This window comes from Variovorax sp. UC122_21, assembly GCF_044056785.1.
GTDB lineage: Bacteria > Pseudomonadota > Gammaproteobacteria > Burkholderiales > Burkholderiaceae_C > Variovorax.
Map to the genome: position 1 here is coordinate 3116008 of NZ_CP172004.1, position 16501 is coordinate 3132508.

The 16501-nt window shown below is 71.2% G+C and carries 7 protein-coding genes and 7 pseudogenes; 7 read left to right on the top strand and 7 right to left on the bottom strand.

Going from position 1 to position 16501, the window contains the following annotated elements:
• The first annotated feature begins 12 nt into the window (after positions 1-12).
• Positions 13-918: a 2OG-Fe(II) oxygenase gene (locus ACHMXE_RS27020; RefSeq protein ID WP_395352430.1), complete on the top strand. Its 906-nt coding sequence runs from the start codon at positions 13-15 to the stop codon at positions 916-918.
• Here the strand turns inward: ACHMXE_RS27020 and ACHMXE_RS27025 are convergent.
• Together ACHMXE_RS27025 and ACHMXE_RS27030 are read right to left on the bottom strand one after the other, a co-directional pair.
• A complete protein-coding gene (locus tag ACHMXE_RS27025; RefSeq protein ID WP_395352432.1) occupies positions 893-1951 on the bottom strand; it encodes an aldo/keto reductase in 1059 nt (352 codons plus the stop codon). The two genes, ACHMXE_RS27020 and ACHMXE_RS27025, sit on opposite strands and share 26 nt — an antisense overlap.
• A 33-nt stretch (positions 1952-1984) precedes the next feature.
• Positions 1985-3175, bottom strand: a complete 1191-nt coding sequence (locus ACHMXE_RS27030) for an MFS transporter (protein WP_395352433.1) — start codon at positions 3173-3175, stop codon at positions 1985-1987.
• Between the two features lie 102 nt (positions 3176-3277).
• On the opposite strand from ACHMXE_RS27030, the gene ACHMXE_RS27035 reads away from it, so the two are divergent.
• On the top strand, positions 3278-4240 hold the full coding sequence (locus ACHMXE_RS27035) for a LysR family transcriptional regulator (RefSeq protein ID WP_057594799.1): 963 nt from the start codon (positions 3278-3280) through the stop codon (positions 4238-4240).
• Here the strand turns inward: ACHMXE_RS27035 and ACHMXE_RS27040 are convergent.
• The 3 genes and pseudogenes from ACHMXE_RS27040 to ACHMXE_RS27050 form a co-directional block, all read right to left on the bottom strand.
• Positions 4189-4980 carry a fumarylacetoacetate hydrolase family protein gene (locus tag ACHMXE_RS27040; protein ID WP_395352436.1) on the bottom strand — a complete coding sequence of 264 codons (792 nt, stop codon included), beginning with the start codon at positions 4978-4980 and terminating at the stop codon, positions 4189-4191. The genes ACHMXE_RS27035 and ACHMXE_RS27040 overlap by 52 nt on opposite strands.
• A gap of 13 nt (positions 4981-4993) precedes the next feature.
• Positions 4994-5970 (bottom strand): annotated as a pseudogene (locus tag ACHMXE_RS27045) (Bug family tripartite tricarboxylate transporter substrate binding protein).
• A 194-nt stretch (positions 5971-6164) separates the two neighbouring features.
• Positions 6165-7408: pseudogene (locus ACHMXE_RS27050) on the bottom strand (pyridoxal-phosphate-dependent aminotransferase family protein).
• A gap of 131 nt (positions 7409-7539) precedes the next feature.
• Here ACHMXE_RS27050 and ACHMXE_RS27055 point away from each other — a divergent pair.
• The 4 pseudogenes from ACHMXE_RS27055 to ACHMXE_RS27070 form a co-directional block, all read left to right on the top strand.
• Positions 7540-8248, top strand: a pseudogene (locus ACHMXE_RS27055) (GntR family transcriptional regulator).
• 31 nt (positions 8249-8279) lie between these two features.
• Positions 8280-11353, top strand: a pseudogene (locus ACHMXE_RS27060) (FAD-binding and (Fe-S)-binding domain-containing protein).
• A gap of 72 nt (positions 11354-11425) precedes the next feature.
• Positions 11426-12650 (top strand): annotated as a pseudogene (locus ACHMXE_RS27065) (YbfB/YjiJ family MFS transporter).
• Between the two features lie 352 nt (positions 12651-13002).
• Positions 13003-13221 (top strand): annotated as a pseudogene (locus tag ACHMXE_RS27070) (methylated-DNA--[protein]-cysteine S-methyltransferase); the annotation flags it as partial.
• Here ACHMXE_RS27070 and ACHMXE_RS27075 read toward each other — a convergent pair.
• Positions 13218-13538, bottom strand: coding sequence for a hypothetical protein (locus tag ACHMXE_RS27075; RefSeq protein ID WP_395352438.1), 321 nt, complete (start codon positions 13536-13538; stop codon positions 13218-13220). The pseudogene ACHMXE_RS27070 and the gene ACHMXE_RS27075 sit on opposite strands and share 4 nt — an antisense overlap.
• A 148-nt stretch (positions 13539-13686) precedes the next feature.
• A pseudogene (locus ACHMXE_RS27080) lies at positions 13687-14724 on the bottom strand (PLP-dependent aminotransferase family protein); the annotation flags it as partial.
• Positions 14725-14787: 63 nt separating this feature from the next.
• On the opposite strand from ACHMXE_RS27080, the gene ACHMXE_RS27085 reads away from it, so the two are divergent.
• A complete protein-coding gene (locus tag ACHMXE_RS27085; protein WP_395352440.1) occupies positions 14788-16467 on the top strand; it encodes a M24 family metallopeptidase in 1680 nt (559 codons plus the stop codon).
• Positions 16468-16501: the final 34 nt, after the last annotated feature.

A 16501-nucleotide genomic window follows, 5' to 3' on the forward strand; every position in this document is an offset into this window, starting at 1 on the left:
CGGCGGCCGGCCATGAGCACCGTCGTGCGCTTCTCCCCCGAGCTGGGGCGCTGGCTCCAGGGCATGCTCGATGCCGGCCAGATGCCGCAGGCGCTGGTCGCCACGATGCGCGGCAAGGGCATGAACGAACGCGCCGCGCAGGCCATCGTCGCGGCCCATGTGGATGCGCGGCAGCGCGGCGCGCCGATGCCGGCCGATGCCATCGAGCTGCCGGACGCGGCCGCCGCCCGGCCCGCGATGCGGCTCGCGCCGGGCACGCGGATCCAGGCCATCGACCGCGAGATCGTCGTGCATGCGCGTGGCGAGGACCCGGTCCATGCCTCGCTGGGCAATGTGATGGATGCCGAGGAATGCCGGGCGCTGATCGAGATGGCGCGTCCGCGTCTCGCGCCTTCCACTCTGGTCGATCCGATGAGCGGGCGCGACGTGGTCAGCGACCGGCGCGCGAGCTGGGGCATGTTCTTTCGCCTGGCCGAGAACGAGCTCGTGGCCCGCCTCGACCGGCGGCTGTCGGCGCTGATGAACCTGCCGCTGGAGAACGGCGAGGGCCTGCAGCTGCTGCACTACCCCGAGGGCGCGGGCAGCGAGCCCCACCACGACTACCTGGTGCCGGGCAACGCGGCCAACCGCGAGTCGATCGCGCGCAGCGGCCAGCGCGTGAGCACGCTGGTGACCTACCTGAACGACGTGCCCGAGGGCGGCCAGACCGTCTTTCCGCAGCTGGGCCTGGCGATGTCGCCGATCCGCGGCAATGCCTGCTACTTCGAATACGGCGACGACGAGGGCCGCGTCGATGCGCGCTCGCTGCATGCGAGCGCGCCCGTGACGCGCGGCGAGAAGTGGGTCGTGACCAAGTGGATGCGCGCGCGCCGTTTCGTGTCGGCCGGCGAAGTCAAGCGGCCGTTGCCGGCGCGCTGACCGGCACCGCCACGGGGCTGCGCTCCGCGAACTGCCCGTTCCAGTACGGGTAGTAGGGATAGGGCGGCGCGATCGCGCTGGCCGCATCGAGCCGCGCCATCTGCGCGTCGCTCAGCTGCCAGCCGAGCGCGCCGAGGTTCTGCGTCAGCTGCTCCTCGTCGCGCGCGCCGATCAGCACGCTGGCCACCGTGGGCCGCTGCAGCAGCCAGTTGAGCGCGATCTGCGCATGGGTCTTGCCGGTTTCCTCGGCCACGATGTCCATCGCATCGACGACGCGGTAGAGGCGCTCGTCGTCCACCGGCGGCGCGAAGCCGGCGGTCTCGTGCAGCCGGCTGCCCGCGGGCAGCGGCTGGCCGCGCCGGATCCTGCCCGTGAGGCGGCCCCAGCCCAGCGGGCTCCAGACGATCGCGCCCACGCCCTGGTCCAGGCCCAGCGGCATCAGCTCGAACTCGTAGTCGCGCCCGACCAGCGAGTAGTAGGTCTGGTTCGCCACGTAGCGCTCGAGGCCCAGCCGGTCGGAGGCCGCGAGCGACTTCATCAGCTGCCAGCCCGAGAAGTTCGACATGCCGATGTAGCGCACCTTGCCCGACTTCACGAGGGCGTCGAGCGTGCCCAGCACCTGCTCGACCGGCGTCATCGCGTCGAAGGCATGCAACTGCAGGATGTCGATGTAGTCGGTGCCCAGCCGCGTCAATGCGGCCTCGGTCGCGCCCACCAGGTGGTGGCGCGAGGCGCCGACCTGGTTCGGCCCGTCGCCCGCGCGCAGCGAGAGCTTGGTCGAGACGATAGCCTTGTCGCGCCGGCCCTTGAGCGCGGCGCCGAGGATGGTCTCGGAGGCGCCGTCCGAATAGACGTCGGCGGTGTCGAACAGGTTCACGCCGGCATCGAGCGCGATGTCGACGATGCGGCGCGCGCCGTCGGTGCCGGTGTTGCCCCAGGCGCTGAACAGCGGACCCTGTCCGCCGAAGGTGCCGGCGCCGAAACCGAGGGCGGGCACCTTGAAGCCCGAGCGGCCGAGAAAGCGTTGTTCCATGAGAACTTCTCCTTTGTTTGAATGAGCGATGGATCAGGCGCGCACCGAGGCGCAATCGTCGGGCAAGGTGCGGTCGCCGCGGCGGTCGAGCGCGCGGCTCCACAGCGCGATCGCGAGGCCCGCCACGGTCAGCAGCGCGGCGGCCCAGCCCAGCGCGCGCAGGCCCGGGCCATGGTCGATCACCACGCCGCCGGCCCAGGCGCCGAGCGCGTTGCCGAGGTTGAAGGCGGCGATGTTGAGGCTCGAGGCCAGGTTCTGGCCGGCGCCCGAGGCCTTCTCGAGCACGCGCAGCTGCATCGGCGCCACCGTGGCGAACGAGGCCACGCCGAGCAGGCCGACGAAGACCACCGCGGCGATCGGCGTGCCGATCGCGAACTGCATGGTGCCGAGCACCACCGCGAGCACGGCCAGCGTGCCGAGCACCGCGGGCATCACGGCGCGGTCGGCCAGCCGGCCGCCGACGATGTTGCCCACGGCCAGGCCGCCGCCGAACACCAGCAGGATCGGCGACACGGCCGATTCCGACAGGCCCGTGACCTGGGTCAGGAGCGGCTGGATGTAGGTGAAGACGGCGAACACGCCGGCGAAGCCGAGCACCGTCATCGCCAGGCCCAGCAGCACCTGGGGCCGGGCCAGCACGGCGATCTCCTCGCGCAGCGGCGCGGGCCTGGCCTCGCCCTCGACGCGCGGCACGAACACGGCCAGCACCGCGAGCGCCACCACGCCGATCAGCGCCACGGCCCAGAAGGCCGCGCGCCAGCCGAAGTGCAGGCCCAGCCAGGCGCCGAAGGGCACGCCCAGCAGGGTGGCGGCGGTCAGGCCGGTGAACATGATGGCGATGGCCGAGGCGCGGCGCTCGGGCGCCACCAGGCCGGTGGCCACCACCGAGCCGACGCCGAAGAAGGTGCCGTGCGCGAGCGAGGTGATGACGCGCGCGCCCATCAGCAGCTCGTAGTTGGGCGCCAGCGCGCAGGCGATGTTGCCGAGCGTGAAGATCGCCATCAGCGCCAGCAGCACGGTCTTGCGCGGCAGCCGGCGGGTGGCGATGGTGAGCAGCGGCGCGCCGACCGCGACCCCGAGCGCATAGCCCGAGATCAGCAGGCCGGCGGCCGTGATCGAGACCTGGAGATCGGTCGAGACCTGCATCAGCAGGCCCATGATGACGAATTCGGTGGTGCCTATTCCGAAGGCACCGGCGGTGAGGGCGAGTAGAGCGATGGGCATGATGCCCTGTACTGTGCGGACGAAGCCGCTCGTTGACTAGAATGCCGCCGGTCAACGCACTTGTGAATTCAACTCACAAATCGATTCCCTGGAGAACACGCCATGCCGCGCATCGAGGTCAACCGTTCGGGCGAGATGGAGGCCTTCGTGCAGGTGGTCGACGCGGGCGGCTTCTCGGCCGCCGCGCGGCTGCTGGGCATGACGCCCTCGGCCGTCAGCAAGCTGGTGGCGCGGCTCGAGGCGCGGCTGGGCATCCAGCTCGTGCACCGTTCCACGCGCAAGCTGCAGCTCACGCCCGAGGGCCTGCATTTCTACGAGCGCAGCCACCGCGTGCTGGCCGACATGGACGAGGCCGAGCGCTGCGCGGCCGCCGGTGCCGCGCCGCGCGGGCGGGTCAGCATCAACGCCAGCGTGTCCTTCGGCCACCACATGCTGGTGCCGCTGGTGCCGAAGCTGATCGAGCAGCATCCGCAGATCACGCTCGACATCGCGCTGACCGACCGCATCGTCGACCTGATGGACGAGCGCGCCGACATCGCGATCCGCTGGGGCCAGCTGCCGGCCTCCGACCTGGTGGCGCGGCGCATCGGCGACACCAGCCAGACCCTCCTGGCCGCGCCGTCCTACCTCGCGAAGTACGGCACGCCGCGCACGCCGCAGGAACTCGAGGCGCACAGCCGCCTGGGCTGGACCTACCGGCGCAGCGCGCCCGACTGGCCGTTCCGCATCGACGGCAGGACGATCCTGCTGCCGGTGGCCGGCCCGGTGCGCGCAGGCGATGGCGAGACCCTGCGCCACCTGGCGATCGCGGGCGCGGGCATCACGCGGCTGTCGCTCTATCACACGCAGCACGACATCGACGCGGGCCGGCTCGTGCCGCTGCTCGAGGAGTTCAACCCGAACGAGGTGGAGCCGATCCACGCGGTCTACATCGGCAAGGCCGGCACCCTGCCGGCGCGGGTGCGCGCGGTGCTCGACTTCCTCGTGGCCTGCTCGGGCGTGGGCGGCGGGCGCTACACGCGCAGCCGCACGGCGCCGATGCCGGGGAAGTCGGCCGTCACCTGATCGCCGCGCGCGCAGGGCAGGAGGCCGATCCAGGAGCCGGTGGTGACCACCGTGCCGGCCGGCACGGCCTGGCCACGGCGCGTGAGATGGCGCAGCCAGATCGGCAGCAGCCAGGCCGGATCGCCGAGCGGATGGCTGCCTTCGCGCACCACCGTGTCGGCGTCGCCGATCTTCGTTTCGCAGCGCTGCGAGGCCCAGTCGATGGCGGCGAAGGGTCGCCATTCGCCGAGCACCAGCGCGCCGTGCACCTGCGAGTCGGCCAGCCGCAACAGCGGCGTGGCGGCCTCGCGGTCCTGCCAGCGCGCATCGCAGACCTCGATCGAGACGGTCATGGCATCGACCAGCGAGGCCGCGTCTTCATGCGCGAGCGAGGCGGCCAGGGCCGGCGTGACCTCGCGGCCCAGGCGCAGCGCGATCTCGGCCTCGATGCCGGGCTGGTGGAACACCAGGTCGCTGTAGTCGGCCGGGCTCCGGCGCACGCCGGCGGGCGGCAGCGGCGCATGCGTGAGCGTCGCAGTGCGCGAGCCGCCGCCGGATTTCCAGCAGCCGGGCAGGGTGCCCGCGTCGAACCAGCCGAGTGCCGCGGCCACCGCGTCCTGCACCGCATAGGCCTCGGCGGGCGCGTGCAGCATGTCGAGCCAGGGCACGGCATCGAGCGTGCGGTCGGCGCGGCGCGCGGCGACGAGGGCGTCGGCCAGCGCGGAAAGAGCAGGGGGCAGGGTGGTCGTGTGTGCGTTCATGCCGCCGATCTTCTCAAGATTCGACGCGCACGTTGCCGTCCTTCACCACTTTGGCCCACTTGGCGATCTCGGTGTGGATGAACTGCCTGAACTTGTCCTGCGAGCCGCCGCCGTCCTCGGCGCCGTAGGTGTCGAGCTTCTCCTGCACGTCGGGCATGGCGAGCACGGCATTGACGTCGCGGTTGATCTTCTGCGCGATCGGCGCCGGCAGCTTGCCCGGGCCCGCGAGGCCGTACCAGGTGGTGGCCTCGAAGCCCTGGAAGCCCTGTTCCTGCATGGTCGGCACGTTCGGATGGCCCTTGGCGCGCTGGGTGCGCGTCTGCGCCACCGCGAGCACGCGGCCGCTCTTCACATGCGGCGTGGCCGCGGTCATGGTCTCGAAGCTGTACTGGATCTGCCCGCCCATCAGGTCGGCCAAGAGCGGCCCGCTGCCCTTGTAGGGCACGTGCAGCGCATCGACGCCCGCCTGCAGCTTGAACATCTCGAGCGCCAGGTGCTGCGCCGAGCCCGCACCGGCCGAGCCGAAGCTCAGCGTGCCGGGCGCGGCCTTGCAGGCAGCCACGATGTCCTTCACCGTGAGCGCCTTCTGCGCCGGGCTCGCGATCAGCAGGTTGGGCGTGACGCCCACCAGCACGATCGGCACGAAGTCGCGCTCCACGCTGTAGCGCAGCTTGGGCTGCAGGCTGGGCGCGAGCGCATGGCTGTTGATGTGGGCCATCAGCAGCGTGCTGCCGTCGCTCGGCTGCTGCGCCACGTAGTCGGCCGCGAGCACGCCGGCCACGCCGGCCTTGTTCTCGACGATCACCTGCTGGTTCCACATCACGGTGGCTTCTGCGCCACCACGCGCGCCAGCGCATCGGTGCCGCCGCCCGGCGGGAAGCCCACCACGATGCGCACCGGCGCGTTGGGCCAGTCCTGCGCGAACAGCCGGGGCACGCCCAGCGTGGCGGCCGCGGCGGTCGCGGCCTGGATCAGGGAACGTCGTTGCATCGTGCTTGTCTCCGTGGGTTGTGATATCGGATGAAGGCCGAAGCCGCGAGTCCCGTGCCTGGACCTTCCTTGGCCATCCGCACCCTTCCCGGAAACCGTTCGGCCTGAGCTTGTCGAAGGCGGGGCGCGGCTTCGACAGGCTCAGCCCGAACGGGTGGGGGGAGTGCGTTCTGATCTGCTGCGCGCAGGCTCCCTTACGCGGCCTTCTTCAGCGCCACCGGCGCAGCCGGATGGCTCGCGAAATGGTCCATCGCCGCCTGCACGCCGCTGCCCGCGAGCCCGATGCCCGTGAGCTTCATGCCCATCTCCACACCCGCGACCATGGCCACCAGCGTGAGGTCGTTGCTGTCGCCGAGATGGCCCATGCGGAACATGCGGCCCTTGAGCTTGCCCAGGCCCGTGCCCAGCGAGAGGTCGAAGCGCTGGTGGATCAGCCGGCGCAGCGCATCGGCGTCGACACCCTCGGGCGTGATCACGCCGGTGAGCACCGGCGAATAGACGGCCGGGTCGGCGCACTGGATCGGCAGGCCCCAGGCCTGCACCGCGGCGCGCACGCCCGCGGCCCAGCGGCGGTGGCGCGCGAACACGTTGTCCAGCCCTTCGCCCAGCAGCATGTCGAGCGATTCCGAGAGGCCGTAGAGCAGGTTGGTGTTGGGCGTGTAGGGCCAGTAGCCATCCTTGTTCATCTCGACGATCTCGTCCCAGGCCCAGAAGGCCTTGGGCAGCTTCGCGCTCTTCGAGGCCTCGAGCGCGCGCGGCGAGAGCGCGTTGAAGCTGATGCCCGGCGGCAGCATCAGGCCCTTCTGCGAGCCGCTGACCGTGACGTCCACGCCCCATTCGTCATGGCGGAAATCGGCGCTCGCGAGGCCCGAGATGCTGTCGACCATCGAAGAGCGCCGGATGGCCGGCCGCGTCGATGGCCTGGCGCACCGCGGCGATGTCGGAGGTGACGCCGGTCGAGGTCTCGTTGTGCACCACGCACACGGCCTTGATCTTCGTCTCCGTGTCCTTGCGCAGCCGCGCCTCGATCAGCTCGGCCTGCACGCCGCGGCGCCAGCTCGGCGCGTTCGGCAACTGGTCGTCGCTGCCCGCATAGGCGAGAACTCGGTCGATACGCCCAGGCGCGTGGCCATCTTCTGCCACAGCGAGGCGAAGTGGCCGGTCTCGTACATCAGCACGTGGTCGCCCGGGCTCAGCGTGTTGGCGAGCGCGGCCTCCCAGGCGCCGGTGCCCGAGGCCGGGTAGATCGCGACCGGGTGCTTCGTCTTGAAGATCTGCTGGATGCCGCCGAGCACCTTCAGGCCCAGCGTGCCGAACTCGGGCCCGCGGTGGTCGATGGTGGCAGGCTCATGGCCCGCAGGATGCGGTCGGGCACCGGGCTGGGGCCGGGGATCTGGAGGAAGTGACGGCCGGTGGGATGGAGATCGAGTTGCAGCATGGCGGGTCCTTTCGGCGCCAGTTTTGCATTCAAAATTCATTTTGTTCTGCTGGTTTACCCTGAATATCAAAGGTTGTAGCCCTTCTTTTTTGCATTCAAAATGCAATCACGAGGCCCCAAGAACGCATCCCATGACCGCCGAAATCATCGAAATCTCCCGTCTCTCGCTGCACGACCAGGTCGCGGCGCGGCTGCGCACCATGCTGGTCGAAGGCCTGATCGCGCCGGGCGCCAAGCTCAACGAGCGCGAGCTCTGCCTGCAGCTGCGCGTCTCGCGCACGCCGCTGCGCGAGGCGATCAAGCTGCTCGCGGCCGAGGGCCTGGTCGACCTGCTGCCCCAACCGCGGCGCGGTGGCCGTGAAGCTCACCGAGGCCGACGTGATCGACACCTTCGAGGTGCTGTCGATGCTCGAGGGCATGTCGGGCGAACTGGCGGCGCGCCGCATCACCGAGGAGCAGTTGTCCGAGGTGCGCGCGCTGCACTACGAGATGCTGGCCTGCTATGCGCGCCACGACCTCTCGGGCTACTACCGGCTCAATGCGCGCATCCATTCGGCGATCAACGAGGCCGCGGGCAACCCGGTGCTGTCGAACACCTACCGCTCGATCAATGCGCGCGTGCAGTCGCTGCGCTTTCGCACCAACCAGAACGAGGCCAAGTGGAAGAACGCGGTGGCCGAGCACGAACAGATGATCGAGGCGCTGGCCGCGCGCGATGCCGCCGCCATGCGCAAGGTGCTGGTCGCGCACGTGCTGCGCAAGCGCGACACCGTGCTCGAGCTGCTGCGCGATGGCGAGATCTATCCGCCCGCGAAGAAGACCCGTTCCAAGGCGCCCTGAGCGCGCTTCCCCCCAAGCAAGAAAACCCACGATGCTCATCGAACCCGCCAGCCGCATCCAGCCCGCCGGAACCGTCCTGCCGCCGAACGACACCTGCGAGGCGCTCGCGCGCCGCCTGCGCGCCGAGACGCAAGGGGAGGTGCTGTTCGACGCGGGTTCGCGCGGCCGCTACGCCACCGACGCCTCGATCTACCAGATCACGCCGGTCGGCGCCTTCGTGCCGACGACCGAGCGCGACATCGCCACCGCCATCGACGTGGCGCGCGACCTCAAGGTGCCGGTGCTCGCGCGCGGCGGCGGCACCAGCCAGTGCGGCCAGACCACGGGCGCGGCACTGGTGATCGACAACAGCAAGCATTTCCGGCGCGTGCTCGACCTGGACCTCGAGGCCGGCACCGCCACCGTCGAGCCCGGGCTGGTGCTCGACCACCTCAATGCGCAGCTCAAGCCGCACGGCCTGTGGTATCCGGTCGACGTGTCGACCAGCGCCCAGGCCACCCTGGGCGGCATGGCGGGCAACAACTCCTGCGGCTCGCGCTCCATCGCCTACGGCAACATGGTGCACAACGTGCTCGGCGCGAGCGCCTGGCTGTCGAGCGGCGAGCTGGTGGACTTCGGGCCCGTGGGCTCGCTGGGCGTGCGCGCCGCGGGCATCGCGCAGTTCGTGCGCGGCCTCGCGCGCCAGCACCGCGAGGCGATCGCGGCGAACTGGCCCAAGGTGATGCGCCGCGTGGCCGGCTACAACCTCGACATCTTCGACAACCAGAGCGAGAAGCCCTACACGGCCGACGGCAGCGTGAACCTCGCGCACCTGCTGATCGGCGCCGAGGGCACGCTGGCCTACACGCGCAGCCTCACGCTCAAGCTGGCGCCGCTGCCGCGCGCCAAGGTGCTGGGCATCGTCAACTTCCCGACCTTCCACGCGGCCATGGATGCCGCGCAGCACATCGTCAAGCTCGGGCCCACCGCGGTCGAGCTGGTCGACCGCACGATGATCGAGCTGAGCCTCGCGAACCCGGCCTTCAAGCCCACGGTGCAGACCGCGCTGATCGGCAAGCCGGCCGCGATCCTGCTGGTGGAGTTCTCGGGCGCCGAGAAGGCGCCGTTGCTGCACGCGCTGGCGCGACTGGTGGAACTGATGGGCGACCTGGGCCTGCCGGGCAGCGTGGTCGAGATGCCCGACGAGGCGCGCCAGAAGAACCTCTGGGAGGTGCGCAAGGCCGGTCTCAACATCATGATGAGCCTCAAGGGCGACGGCAAGCCGGTGAGTTTCATCGAGGACTGCGCCGTGCCGCTCGAGCACCTGGCCGAATACACCGACGCGCTGACCGAGGTGTTCGCGCGCCACGGCTCGCGCGGCACCTGGTATGCGCATGCCTCGGTCGGCACCCTGCACGTGCGGCCGATCCTCGACATGCGCGCCGATGGCGGCGCCAAGATGCGCGCCATCGCCGAGGAGGCCTCGGCGCTGGTGCGCAAGTACAGAGGGCGCCTTCAGCGGCGAGCACGGCGACGGCCTGTGCCGCGGCGAATGGATCGAGTGGCAGTTCGGGCCCGCGATCAACGAGGCCTTTCGCGCGATCAAGCACAAGCTCGACCCCATCGGCCTGTTCAACCCCGGCAAGATCATCGACCCGCCGCGCATGGACGACGGCGCGCTGTTCCGCTTCGCGCCGCCGACCGCGCCCAAGCCCTATCGCCGCATCGAGCTCAAGCCGGTGCTCGACTGGTCGGCCTGGAACGTGAATGCCGACCCGGTGACCGAGGAGACCTCCGCGCCCGGCACCGGCGGCGACAGTACCGGCGGCCTGGCCAAGGCGGTCGAGATGTGCAACAACAACGGCCACTGCCGCAAGTTCGACGCCGGCACCATGTGCCCGAGCTACCGCGTCACGCGCGACGAGCAGCACCTCACGCGCGGCCGCGCCAACACGCTGCGGCTGGCGCTGTCGGGCCAGCTCGGCCCCGATGCCTTCACCGGCGAGGCCCTGCACGAGACCATGGACCTGTGCGTGGGCTGCAAGGGCTGCAAGCGCGACTGCCCGACCGGCGTGGACATGGCGAAGATGAAGATCGAGTTCCTGGACCACTACAAGCGGCGCCATGGCCACACGCTCAAGGACCGGCTGGTGGCGCAACTGCCCGACTACGCGCACCGCGCGAGCCGGCTGCCGTGGCTTCTGAACCTGCGCAACAGCGTGCCGGGCGCCGCCTGGCTCGGCGAGAAGCTGCTGGGCTTCTCGGCGAAGCGCTCGCTGCCGGCCTGGCGCGGCGACACCTTCTGGCGCGCCAAGGATGGCGAGCCCGGCCTGTTCGCCGACCGCGACACGGTGCTGGCGATCGCGCGGCGCGGCGGCAAGGCCGCGGTGCTGTTCGTCGACACCTTCAACGGCACCTTCGAGAGCGAGAACGCGCTCGCGGCCGCGCGCGTGCTGCAGGCCGCGGGCTATGTGCTGCACACGGTCGAGAAGCGCGGCGCGCACCACTGCTGCGGCCGCACCTATCTGGCCAGCGGCATGGTGGAGGAGGCCAAGCGCAAGGCCGAGGCGCTGATCGATGCCTTGCTGCCGCTGGCGCGCGCGGGCGTGCCGGTGGTGGGCCTGGAGCCCTCGTGCCTGCTCACGCTGCGCGACGAGACGCTGGTGATGGGCTTCGGCGAGAAGGCCGAGACCGTGGCCAAGCAGGCGCTGCTGTTCGAGGAGTTCGTCGCGCGCGAGGTCCGCGCCGGGCGTTTCGAACTCGCGCTCAAGCCGGCCGAGGCACCGATCCTGCTGCACGGCCACTGCCACCAGAAGGCTTTCGGCGCGGTGAGCCCGGTGCTCGAGGTGCTGAAGCTGATCCCGGGCGCCGCGCCCCGAACTGATCGAGAGCTCGTGCTGCGGCATGGCCGGCAGCTTCGGCTACGAGGCCAGCCACTACGAGGTCTCGATGCGCATGGCCGAAGCCAGCCTGCTGCCCGCGATCCGCGCCAAGCCCGGCGCGATCGTGGTGGCCGACGGCACGAGCTGCCGGCACCAGATCGCCGATGGCGCGCAGCGCGAGGCGGTGCACGTGGCGGTGCTGCTCGAGCGGCTGCTGGTGCAGGCGGAAGCCGGCGTGCACTGAACGGCGGATTCACGCGCGACAGCGCGGCGGCGCGGCCTGCCGCAAAATGGTGCATCCCCCGCGCACCGCCCGATGTCGACCACCCTGACTTCCTCCGCCCCCGTGCCGCCCACCTTGCGGCTGGCCTTCGCCCTGTCGATGGGCGCGGCCGTCTCGCTCGGCATCACGCGCTTCGCCTATGCGCTGCTGCTGCCGCCCATGCGCGACGACCTGGGCTGGAGCTATGCGCTCGCGGGCGGCATGAACACCGCCAACGCGGTCGGCTACCTGGTGGGCGCGCTGGTCACGCCGGCGCTGATGCGGCGCTTCGGCGTGAGCCGGTTGCTGGTGGTGGGCGCGGTGCTCGCGAGCCTGTTCATGGCCGGCAGCGGCTTCGTCACGGCGGCGCCCGCGCTGCTGCTGCAGCGGTTGCTCGCGGGCATCGCGAGCGCCTGGGTGTTCGTGGCGGGCGGCCTGATGGCCGCGCGACTCGGCGAGGCCGATGCCTCGCGCGGCGGCCTGCTGCTGGGCATCTACTACGGCGGCACCGGTTTCGGCATCCTGGCCTCGGCGCTGCTCGTGCCGCAGGTGCTGCAGGCCGCCGCGGGCGAACCGCATGGCTGGGCCTGGGCCTGGTGGGCGCTGGCGGTGGCCAGCGGCGTGGCGACGGTGCTGCTGGCCTGGGCCGGCCGCGCGCTGCCAGACCGACCCGCGCCCGTGCCCACCGCTTCGGCTTCCGGTGCCGCACCCGGCGCGCCGGTCGCGCTGCGGCGCTTCGGCTGGGCGCTCGCGGGCTATGCCTTCTTCGGCATCGGCTACATCGGCTACATGACCTTCGTGATCGCGCTGCTGCGCGAGCAGGGCGCGAGCGCGGGCTTCGTCACACTGTTCTATGCGTTGCTGGGCATCGCCTGCATCGCCTCGTCGCGGCTGTGGGCCGGGCTGCTCGACCGCTACCGTGGCGGCCAGCCGCAGGCGCTGCTCAACGGGCTGCTGGGCGTCGCGACGCTGCTGCCGGTGCTCAGTGCCTCGGCGCCCATCGCGCTGGTCTCGGGGCTGCTGTTCGGCGGCGTGTTCCTCTCGGTGGTGGCCTCGACCACCGCGCTGGTGCGTCACAACCTGCCGTCCTCCGCGCTGGGCGCAGGGCATCAGCGTCTTCACCATCGTGTTCGCCTTCGGCCAGATCGTGGGCCCGACCATCACCGGCTGGATCTCCGACGGACCGGGCGGACTGGCGCGCGGCCTCGTGGGGTCGGCGATCGCGCTGTGGCTCGGCGCCGTGCTGGCTTCGCGCCAGCATGCGCTGGAGCCCGCATGAACGAGGCGCTTGCGCTCGCCGACGAGGCCGCCACGCCCGGCTTCGCCGTGTTCGATACCGCGCTCGGCGTCTGCGGCGTCGCCTGGGTCCGCAAGGATTGGTCGGCGTGCAACTGCCGCAGGACGACCCCACCGAGCAGCCCGCGCGCCGTCGCATGCGGCAGCGCTTTCCCGAGCTGCCCGAGGCCGAGCCGAATGCCGAGGCGCGACGCGCGATCGCCGCCGTGCAATCCCTGCTCGAAGGCGCGCAGGACGACCTGCGCGACATCGCGCTCGACATGCGCGGCCTGTCCGATTTCCATCGGCGCGTCTACGAGCTCGCACGGCGCATTCCGCCGGGCCACACGCGCACCTACGGCGAGATCGCCGAGGAACTGGGCGACAAGACGCTGGCGCGCGCGGTGGGCCAGGCCATGGGCCTCAACCCCTTCGCGCCCGTGGTGCCGTGCCACCGCGTGCTCGCGGCCGGCAACAAGCCCGGCGGCTTCTCGGCCGGGGGCGGGGCGCTGACCAAGCTCAGGATGCTCGACATCGAGGGCGCGCGGCCGAACGGGATGGCGTCGCTGTTCTAGCGCGACTCGGCGATCAGCCGCCGCAGTTCGTCCACGTGCCGGCGCAGCGCGGCGTCGTCCATCGCCGTGTAGCCGATCACCAGCCCTGGCGGCAGGTCCTTGCGCCGGCAGAAATCGGAGATCGCCTGGAAGCGCAGTCCGCGCTGCGCGGCCGCGCGCAGGAACGGCGCCAGCGCCATGTCCGGCGGCAGCCACCACACGAGGTGGAAGCCCGCGTGTTCTCCGGTCACATGCAGCCGCGCGGGCTCGAGCGCGGCGCGCAGGCCGCCGAGCACGAGGTCGCGCCGCTGCGCATAGACCAGGCGCGCGCGCCGCACATGGCGCGCGAAAAGCGCCGCTCTCGAGGAAGCGCGCCAGCGCCATCTGCTCGATCACGCCGGTGGAGCGCCCGGCGATGTGGCGGGCGCGGCGAAAGTCGGCGACCAGCGCGCGCGGCAGCACCATGTAGCCGATGCGCAGCGCGCCGAACAGGGTCTTGTTGAAGCTGCCGCAATGGATCACGCGGTCGGCCGCATCGAGGCTCTTGAGGGCGGGCAGCGGGGCGCTGTCGTAGCTGAACTCGCTGTCGTAGTCGTCCTCGACCAGCCAGGCCCGCGCGGTCTCGGCCCACGTCAGCAGTTCGAGCCGGCGCGATACCGGCATCGTGATGCCGCTGGGCGATTGGTGTGCGGGCGTGACATGCGCGAGCCGCGCGTCTGCATGCGCGCGTGCGTGCGCGACCGGGAAGCCCTCGGCATCGATGGGCAGGGGAACCGCCTGCCGCCCGTGCTGGCCGAAGATCGGCGCGGCATGCAGGTAGCCCGGGTCCTCGAGCAGCACCTTGTCGCCGGGCGCGAGCAGCAGCCGCGCGCAGAGGTCGAGCCCTTCGCGGATGCCCGAGACGACCACGACGCGTTCGGCCTCGCAGGCGATGCCGCGCGCCACCCCGAGGTAGCGGGCGATCTGCTCGCGCAACTCGGGCAGCCCGAAGGGATCGTCGTCGGTGAGCTGCGCCGCCGTCACGCGCCGCGCGCCGGCCTGCAGCGTGCGGCGCCAGAGATCGAGCGGGAACAGGGCGGGGTCGGCCACGCGCGCCATGAACGGCTGGTAGGCCTCGGTGGCCGCGAGCGGCGCCATGTCGGTCTTCCAGGCGGGCCGGGAACGTGGCGCGGCCGGGCGCCGCTTCGCTTCGCCGGCCTCGAGGAAGCGGTCGGGCACCTGCGCCGCCACATAGGTGCCCGATCCGGCCCGGCTGACCAGGTAGCCCTCGCTGCGCAACTGGTCGTAGGCCGCGTCGACGGTCACGCGCGACACCTGCCAGCGCTGCGCGAGCTGCCGCGTGGAGGGCAGGCGCGCGCCCTTGGCCAGCGCGCCGTCGAGGATGCGCGCTCGGATCTGGCGGTAGATCCAGGCCTGCTTGGCCTCGCCCTCGCGCGGCGGCTCGGTCGCGAGATCGAGGCTCGATGGCGTGCGCCGGACCTGCGGGGGCTGGAAAGTGGCCTTATCGTTTTCTCCAGAATGGATCTACAGACAAGGCCACATTCTATTTAGATTCGCGTCCAAGGCATTCCATCCACGAAGCTCCCCATGACGACGAACCCCACGCATTTCTTCTGCACCCTCGCGCCCGACGGCCCGCGATTCCCCCTCGACGACGCGGGCAGCCTGCTCGACGCGGCGCTGGCGCAGGGCGTGGCCGTGCCGTTCTCGTGCAAGCGCGGCGAATGCGGCTCGTGCCGCGCGCAACTGCTCGAAGGCAGCGTCGAGCGCATCGCGCCGCCCTCGGAGGCGGCCTACCAGGTCGACGCGGGCGAGCTGCTGATGTGCCAGTGCCGCGCCACCAGCGACCTGCGGCTGCGCTTCCCACACTGGAGCGCGGCGGCGCTCGCGCCATCGCGGCATTCGGCCAAGGTGCTGGTCTGCGAACCGCTCACGGCCAAGGTCACGCGGCTCGTGGTCGAGCTGCAGAGCGCCGAGCCCTTTCGCTGCGCGCCGGGGCAGCATGCGCAGTTCGTGCTCGAGGACGGCGAGCGCCGCAGCTTCTCGATCGCCAACCGGCCGACGGAAGACGGCGAAGCGAACCGGCTCGAGTTCCATATCCGCCGCATGCCGGGCGGCCTGTTCACCGAGCAGCGTCTCGCGGCGCTTCGACCCGCGGACCTGCTCGAGCTCGAAGGGCCCCACGGCGCCTTCGTCTGGCAGGCACCCGCCGACGGGATCGAGCACCTCGTGCTGCTGGCCACCGGCACCGGCTTCGCGGGCGTGCGGCCGATCCTGCAGGCGGCGCTCGCGAGCGGCGCGTTTCGCACGGTGTCGCTCTACTGGGGCGTGGCAGAGGCCGGCGACTGCTATGCGGCCGCATGGCTCGACGAGATGGCGAGCGTGCACGCGGGCTTCCGCTGGACCGCGGTGCCGTCTTCGCGCGCGGAGGTCAAACAGCATGTGCAGTACGCGGCATCGAGGGCCGCGCACGACTGGGCGCGCACGATCGTCTATGCCTGCGGCAACCCGGCCATGGTGCGCGACGCGCGCGCGCTGCTGCAGGCCGAGGGGCTGCCGAAAGCGCGCTTCGGCTCCGAGGTGTTTCTGCCGAGCACGAAGCAGGTCGTGCGCCATCCCTGGGAGAAGGTGGGCGCCACGTTCACGCGCGATGGCATCCTCGAGGCGCGCCGCCGCTCTATGGAGGCGCTGCCGCAGATCGCCGCGCTGATCGAACCCGGCATGACCACGGGCGAGGCGATCGCGGTCGCCGACCGGCATCTGCGGCGACTCGGCGCCGCCTACAACTGGCATCCGACCTATGTGCGCTTCGGGCCCGACACGCAGCGCACCTCGCGCGAGCCGGTCGATCGGCAGCGGCGCCTGCGCGAGGACGACGTCTACACCGTCGACCTCGGCCCGGTGTGGGACGGCTACGAGGGCGACTACGGCGATACCTTCGTTCGCGGCGCCGATGCCGACCACGCGCGCGTCACGCGCGCGGCACGCGACATCTTCGAACGCGCGCAGGAGGCGTGGCGGCGTGGACTGAGCGGCGCCGCGCTCTACGACTTCGCGAGCGAGCTTGCAGGCACGCATGGCTGCGCACTGGTGCGCGAGACGGCCGGCCACCGGGTCTCGGACTTCCCGCATGCGCTCTACGGCAAGCGCCGCCTGGCCGAAGCCGACTTCGTTCCAGGCGACGGCATCTGGGTGCTCGAGGTCCAGGTGCGCGACCGCGAACGGCCGATCGGCGCCTTCTTCGAGGACGTGCTTCTTAAGAATTGATTCAGAACATTGCTAGCTCCGCGACCTAGAGTTC